This window comes from Thalassotalea fusca, assembly GCF_053485835.1.
The window spans coordinates 51,985-58,996 of the sequence record NZ_JBQRUN010000020.1 but is presented as its reverse complement, the minus strand read 5'-3'; the positions used below and the strand labels follow the sequence as shown (position 1 = coordinate 58,996).

General features: G+C 41.3%; 7 protein-coding genes. All 7 read right to left on the bottom strand.

Annotated features, from left to right (window positions below):
• Positions 1-91: 91 nt before the first annotated feature.
• The 7 genes from gmhB to ACSLUK_RS17635 all read right to left on the bottom strand — a co-directional run bounded on the left by gmhB (position 92) and on the right by ACSLUK_RS17635 (position 6,780).
• Positions 92-640, bottom strand: a complete 549-nt coding sequence (gene gmhB, locus ACSLUK_RS17665; RefSeq protein ID WP_448550116.1) for a D-glycero-beta-D-manno-heptose 1,7-bisphosphate 7-phosphatase — start codon at positions 638-640, stop codon at positions 92-94.
• Positions 641-731: 91 nt separating this feature from the next.
• Positions 732-1,493: an SDR family oxidoreductase gene (locus ACSLUK_RS17660; protein WP_448550115.1), complete on the bottom strand. Its 762-nt coding sequence runs from the start codon at positions 1,491-1,493 to the stop codon at positions 732-734.
• A 15-nt stretch (positions 1,494-1,508) separates the two neighbouring features.
• Positions 1,509-2,405 carry a 3-hydroxyisobutyrate dehydrogenase gene (gene mmsB / locus ACSLUK_RS17655; protein WP_448550114.1) on the bottom strand — a complete coding sequence of 299 codons (897 nt, stop codon included), beginning with the start codon at positions 2,403-2,405 and terminating at the stop codon, positions 1,509-1,511.
• Between the two features lie 19 nt (positions 2,406-2,424).
• Positions 2,425-3,546 carry an enoyl-CoA hydratase/isomerase family protein gene (locus ACSLUK_RS17650; protein ID WP_448550113.1) on the bottom strand — a complete coding sequence of 374 codons (1,122 nt, stop codon included), beginning with the start codon at positions 3,544-3,546 and terminating at the stop codon, positions 2,425-2,427.
• A gap of 23 nt (positions 3,547-3,569) precedes the next feature.
• Complete coding sequence (locus tag ACSLUK_RS17645) at positions 3,570-4,346, bottom strand: enoyl-CoA hydratase (protein ID WP_448550112.1); 777 nt, start codon at positions 4,344-4,346, stop codon at positions 3,570-3,572.
• 9 nt (positions 4,347-4,355) lie between these two features.
• Positions 4,356-5,513 carry an acyl-CoA dehydrogenase family protein gene (locus tag ACSLUK_RS17640; RefSeq protein ID WP_448550111.1) on the bottom strand — a complete coding sequence of 386 codons (1,158 nt, stop codon included), beginning with the start codon at positions 5,511-5,513 and terminating at the stop codon, positions 4,356-4,358.
• Between the two features lie 82 nt (positions 5,514-5,595).
• On the bottom strand, positions 5,596-6,780 hold the full coding sequence (locus ACSLUK_RS17635; RefSeq protein ID WP_448550110.1) for an acetyl-CoA C-acyltransferase: 1,185 nt from the start codon (positions 6,778-6,780) through the stop codon (positions 5,596-5,598).
• Between the last annotated feature and the right edge of the window lie 232 nt (positions 6,781-7,012).

Genomic DNA, 7,012 nt, shown 5'->3' with positions numbered 1-7,012 from the left:
TCCCCGAGAAGTGGATGCGCATTTTAGGGATTTATGCGACAAGGTCAAGCACTATTTTAAAGTTTTTCAAAATAAATGACTGAGTGATTAATTATTGTTCAAAACCATTAAATCGCAAGACTATTTCGTATAAATTTTCGGCAAAAAGTGTTTTAGGTGCACCTTCACATTGGTTTTTGTCACCAACTAACAATCGGTGTTTCACTCCTGCACTATTCGCAGCAAGCATGTCTGATTTCTTATCGCCAATAAAAATACTTTGGGATACATCTATTTTATGCTTTTTCTGAGCAGCTATGATCATACCTGGTTCAGGCTTTCGACAATAACATGATTGGAGGTATTCACCTTTTGCACTTGTAGGGTGATGAGGACAATAAAATATGTCATCAATGGCAATGTTACGACTTTGAAATTCCAGCGTCATCCATTTACACAGTTTTTCAAAATCATTCTCTGTGTATTTTCCTCTACCTATCCCTGATTGATTAGTAACAATGATAATTAGGAAACCATTGGCTTTAGCCTTAGTACAAAGTTCGAAAATTCCTTCTACGAATTCAAAATTTTCTTGTTGATAAACATAGCCATGATCAACGTTTATAATGCCATCACGATCTAAAAAAAGTGCTTTATTCATTTCTTTCAATCTTTAAATGCTCAATACCAAGTGAATTAAATTCACCCATAAAAAAAGCGAGTAAACTCGCTTTTTAAAGATTATACGCCATTTACATACATAATCCGCCATCTATCTCGACGACGCGCCCTGTAAAAAATTCATTTTCAAATATGTATTTAACAGTATGTGCAATTTCATCAGCCTCACCCAAACGACCAATTGGCTTCATCTTTTCTAGTCGATCGCGCATTTCTGGTTTCATGGCGTCTGTCATGGCAGTGCGAATTACACCCGGTGCAATAGCGCCCACTCGAATACCATGACGACCTAGCTCTCTTGCCCAAGTTACGGTCATCGCAACTACACCTGCTTTTGATGCTGCGTAATTGGTTTGCCCCATGTTGCCGCCACGGGCAATAGACGACATATTAACAATAACGCCTTTACGCTTGCCTTCAATCATATGAACAGCTGCTTCACGGCCACATAAAAATACGCCAGTTAAATTAACATCAATGACAGATTGAAACTGTTCAAGTGACATTTTTTTAACGACTTCACCGTCTTTCGCTTTCACAAACATGCCATCACGTAGGATGCCAGCGTTATTAACTAAACCATCAATTCCATCGAAATCAGCAACGATCTGCTTAAATGTAGACTCAACATCATCTTCTTTCGTTACATTAGCAACGTATGCTTTCGCTACAGATCCGGCTTCCTCTACCATTGACACAGTTTCTTGCAATAGTTCTTCGTTTAAATCAACGAGTGCTAGTTTGGCGCCATGCCCTGCTAAATTAACCGCCATCGCACGACCCAAACCTTGGCCGCCGCCTGTAATAACGATTATTTTGTCTTGTAAATTCATATTAAAACCAATTAATTAAGATTTTTTGAAAAGGTTATAGATACTTGAAAAGTCTTTGGCACCATTGCCTGCAGTAGAATGCATCGCATATAAGCTTCTTGCTAACGCCCCCATAGGCGTAGAAGATCGACTTGCAATAGCGGTATCCATAGCTAAACCTAAGTCTTTTGCCATTAAGTCAACCATGAAGCCACCTTCATAGTTATTTGATGATGGTACATTTTCCATCACATTCGGACATGGGTTATACACATCAAGTGTCCAGTTACTACCAGAACTCTTACTCATGATATCCGAAAGCACTTTTGGATCTAAGCCATTATCAACACCTAATTGCAGTGCTTCTGAAGTTCCCACCATTAATACCGAAAGCAGCATGTTATTACACACCTTTGCAATTTGACCTGCGCCATGGTTACCGGCATGAAATATGTTTTTGCCCATACATTCAAGAATCGGCTTGGCACGTTCAAAACTATTACTTGAACCGCCAACCATAAAACTCAGTGTGCCAGCTTTCGCACCACCTACACCACCTGATACAGGTGCGTCGATAAAGTCGATACCTTTTTCAGCAAGCTGTGATGCAACTTTTTGTGAAGTCGCTGCATCGATAGTTGAAGAATCTATCACCAATGAGCCTTCTACTATATGCTCAATCAATCCTTCACTACTCTCAGTACCCAGATATACGCTTTCAACATGCTTCCCAGCAGGTAACATCGATACAATAAACTCTGCATTGTTTACGCATGCTACTGCTGTATCGGCTTTTCGTCCGCCATGCTCAACAACACCTGCCACAGCTTCAGGCGATAAATCAAATACACAAACATCGTGTCCCGCCTTAACCAGGTTAATAGCCATTGGGCCACCCATGTTACCCAATCCAATAAACGCTATAGTTGCCATATTGTATTCCTTCTTATTATTAGTTTAAGTTCTTAAGCGGATGGTTGTCTGCAGTCCATAACGATTCAAAGAACCAATCAATTTCCTTTTCGGGTACATCATTTACATTTGAGTACTTCCATTTTGGCTGATTGTCTTTGTCAATGAGCAACGCACGAATCCCTTCAACGAATTCCCCATATTGACCACATTTAACTGACAATCCTAGTTCTAATCTAAAACAATCAGCCAAAGTCATCGCTTTAGTAGAATGTAGTTGTTTGAATACAATTTGTGCACTCACTGCTGAGCCATTTTTTAAAGACGCTTGTGCGCGATTAAACCATTTGTCGTCTACTTCAACACTAAGAATGTTATCAACAGTTGCCGATAAATCATCAGCTTCTACAACATTGTCTATCATCGCTTGATGCCCTTTAACATTCGAATGCGGCATCTTTGCAATTGAAAGTACTTCCTGTTCCTTGATGGCCATGGACAGTTTTTCATGGTTCAGGGCGTTTGTGTCTCCCCAGTTAACGTCTAACAATTTATCAACGAGTAACTGTTTCATGCTGTTTTCAACAAAATAATCCGCCATCTTCGTGTATTTAGCGTCGGCAGCATTTATTGATGCACCCGTTAGTCCTAAGAAAAGACCACAATTGTTAGGCATACGATTCAAAAACCACGTACCACCAACATCCGGATACAAGCCAATACTAATTTCTGGCATGGCGATTCTGGAAGTTTCAGTGACCACTCGATGACTTGCGCCAACCATCATGCCTAAGCCACCGCCCATCACAATTCCGTTGCCCCAGACCAATAAAGGCTTATTATAGGTATGAATTAAGTAATCTAAGCGGTATTCTTCAGTGAAATACTTTTCTACTTCAGGTGAGTATTCATTTGGATATGCAGACATTGCCTTATATAAGTTAACAATGTCACCACCTGCACAAAACGCTTTCTCTCCTGCTCCTTGCAGAATAACCAACGCGACATTTGAATCTTGCTGCCATTCCAATAATTGCGGATATAGTAATTCAATCATTTGCCCACTCAGGGCATTAAGAGATTTTTCAGAATTGAGTGTCGCAACGCCAATTTGTTTGCCATTGCCACACATTAATTTATCAAACAACACTACATCTGACATGTTTGTGTTCCTTATTTTTCTTTCTATTTATTCGACCAAGTAGGCTTACGTTTTTCTAAAAATGCATTTACGCCTTCTTTTTGATCTTGTGTAGAGAACAATGAAACGAATGATTCTCTCTCTTCACTCAATGCTTGCGAAATTGGCATATGACGATTTTTTTGAATCAACTTCTTACATGCTGCAACTGCCACGGGACTTTGGTTAGCCACTTTAGCAGCTAATGCGATAGCTGCATCGAGCCCTTCACCTTTACCAACCACTTCTTCAACAAGGCCGATTTCTAGTGCTTTGTCAGCAGTTAAACGCTCACCGCATAAAATCATGCGTTTAGCCCAACCTTCACCAACCAACAATGCTAAATTTTGCGTACCACCAGCACAAGGAAGCAGACCAACAGTAGCTTCAGGTAACGCCATTTGTGCATGTTCTTCTGCAATGCGAATATCACAAGCAAGTGCCACTTCAAGGCCGCCGCCCATTGAGTAACCATTAATAGCAGCGATTGAAACACCTCTAAACTCTGATAGCGTTTCAAATGCCTGACCAAAAATGTTGGCCATATCCCTCGCAACTTCAACTTTGCCCTCAGCAAACAGTTTCAAGTCAGCGCCTGCAGAAAAGAACTTTTCGCCGTCGCCAGTTAAAACTAGCGCATATACATTGTCGTCGCCATTAAGTTTAATAACTAAGTCGCGTAGATCCGCTAAGCTTTGTGCTGTCCACGTATGTGCAGGTGGATTGTTAAAGGTAACAATCGCTGTATGACCCTGAATTTCTAATTTTAAGTAATCTGACATAATCGTTTCCTACAGTAATTGACCCGCGCCTTCAGTTAATAGCCTGCGAGCAATAATTACCCGCATAATCTCATTTGTTCCTTCAAGGATTTGATGAACACGTACATCGCGGAAATGGCGTTCTAATGGATATTCTTTGATATAACCATAGCCACCGTGAATTTGCAGTGCTGCATCACAAACTTTGAAGCCCACATCTGTCGCGAACTGTTTTGCCATCGCACAATAAGCTGTTTTTTCAGGATCATTTTTATCCAATTTGTATGCGGCTAATCGCACCATTTGTCTTGCAGCAACAAGCTCTGTAGCCATATCAGCTAACTTGAACTGTAACCCTTGGAATGCAGCAATTGGTTTTCCAAACTGCTGGCGATCTTGCATATACTCCATCGCAGTATTCAATGCTTGTTGCGCAGTACCTATTGAACAGGTTGCGATGTTAATACGGCCACCGTCTAGCCCTTTCATCGCAATTTTAAAACCTTCACCTTCTTCACCTAATAAATTAGCAACAGGTACTCTAACGTCTTCGAAGGTTATTAGGCGGGTTGGTTGCGCATTCCAGCCAAGTTTTTCTTCAGCTTTACCGTAGATAACGCCGTCACTGTCAGCAGGGATAGCAAGTGCGGAAATACCTTTGGCTCCAGCTTCACCTGTTCTCACCATAACGACCAGTACATCAGTTTCACCAGCGCCAGATATGAACATTTTGGAGCCATTAACGATATAATGGTCGCCATCTTTCTTTGCCGTGGTTCTAAGTGAAGCAGCATCAGAGCCAGCACCTGGTTCAGTTAAACAGTAAGAAGCAAGCTTTTCGCCCATAACCAAAGACGGACACCACTCGTCTTTAACTGAGTCAGTTCCCCAAGTCGCTATCATCCAAGTTGCCATGTTATGGATAGTCATCATGGCAGTAGTTGCTGTACAACCCATCGCTAACTGTTCGAAAATAATAGAAGAGTCCAGTCGACTTAATCCTAAACCGCCTGCTTCTTCAGGTGAATACAGGCCACAGAAGCCAAGCTCACCAGCTTTAGCAATAACATCTTTTGGGAATATATGTTCTTGATCCCATTTAGCAGCATGGGGAGCAAATTCTGCATCAGCAAATTGCTTAGCTGTTTCAGCAAACATTTGCTGATCTTCATTCAGATCAAAATTCATTAATTTTGTTCCTTAACAAACAAGAGGCTGACCCATTTAAAATTATTATTGCAGGACAGCCTTGATACCTATTGAAAATTTATTAAATTAGTTCGAGTGCCATGGCAGTTGCTTCACCACCGCCAATACATAACGAGGCGACACCTTTGCTTAAACCACGATTTTTAAGTGCATGAATCAAAGTAACGATGATACGAGCACCACTTGCACCAATTGGATGACCTAGCGCACAAGCACCACCGTTCACGTTTACCTTGTTGCTGTCTAGAGACATTTCCTTAATCGCTAGCATTGTAACCATAGCGAATGCTTCGTTGATTTCGAATAAATCTACGTCAGTAACATCCCAACCTGCTTTGTCTAATAACTTACTCATTGCCCCTACCGGCGCAACAGTAAAATCTTCAGGCTTTTGAGCGTGTGTTGCATGCGCCACGATTTTGCATAAAGGCGTTAAACCACGCTTTTCTGCTTCTGATTGCTTCATCATGACTAGTGCAGCTGCACCGTCTGAAATTGAGCTTGAATTAGCGGCTGTAATCGTGCCGTCTTTTTTGAATGCTGCGCGAAGTGAAGGGATTTTGTCTGGTCTTGCGTTACCTGGTTGCTCATCAGTATCTACAACTACATCACCACGACGCGTTTTTACTGTTACTGGTGCAACTTCATTTACAAAAGCACCTGCTTCGATTGCCGTATTAGCACGCTCTAATGAAGTTAGTGCAAATTTATCCATATCTTCACGAGTAAAACCACTTGCATCTGCAGTATCTTGCGCAAAACATCCCATAGCTTTGCCATCATAAGCATTTTCAAGGCCGTCCATCATCATGTGGTCAAGCACTTGCCCATGACCCATACGCATCCCTTGACGTCCTTTAGGAAGCATATAAGGCGCATTGGTCATGCTTTCCATACCACCAGCAACAGCAACATCAATTGTACCAACCGCTAGTGAATCATGCGCCATCATGGCTGCTTTCATACCTGAACCACATACTTTATTAATCGTGGTACATACTGTTGACAGTGCCAAATCAGCACCCAAGGAAGCCTGACGCGCTGGCGCTTGTTTTAAGCCTGCAGGTAGTACACAACCCATGATAACTTCGTCGATTTGATCTTTTTCAAGATTAGCAGCTTGGACCGCAGCAGCTATTGCTGTAGCACCTAGCGTTGGTGAAGGCACATCAGAGAGGCTTCCCATAAAACCGCCCATTGGCGTACGCATTGCTGAAACAATGACGATCGGATCGTTTGCTGACATAATTTTTCTCCTGAAATTTGATATATTTTTTACCAAGTAATATAAGCAGATTACCCCAAATTGACGTTTACGCCAACGTAAACCTTCTTAGAATATAAATCACCTTTGGCAGAATTGTACGTAATTATTGCCAAGCCTTAACGATTCTATATACCCATATAACTTATTTTACTGTTGCATTTACTTTTACTTAGATAATGGTGAATTGCATTAATTCAAGGAATTTTGTAAG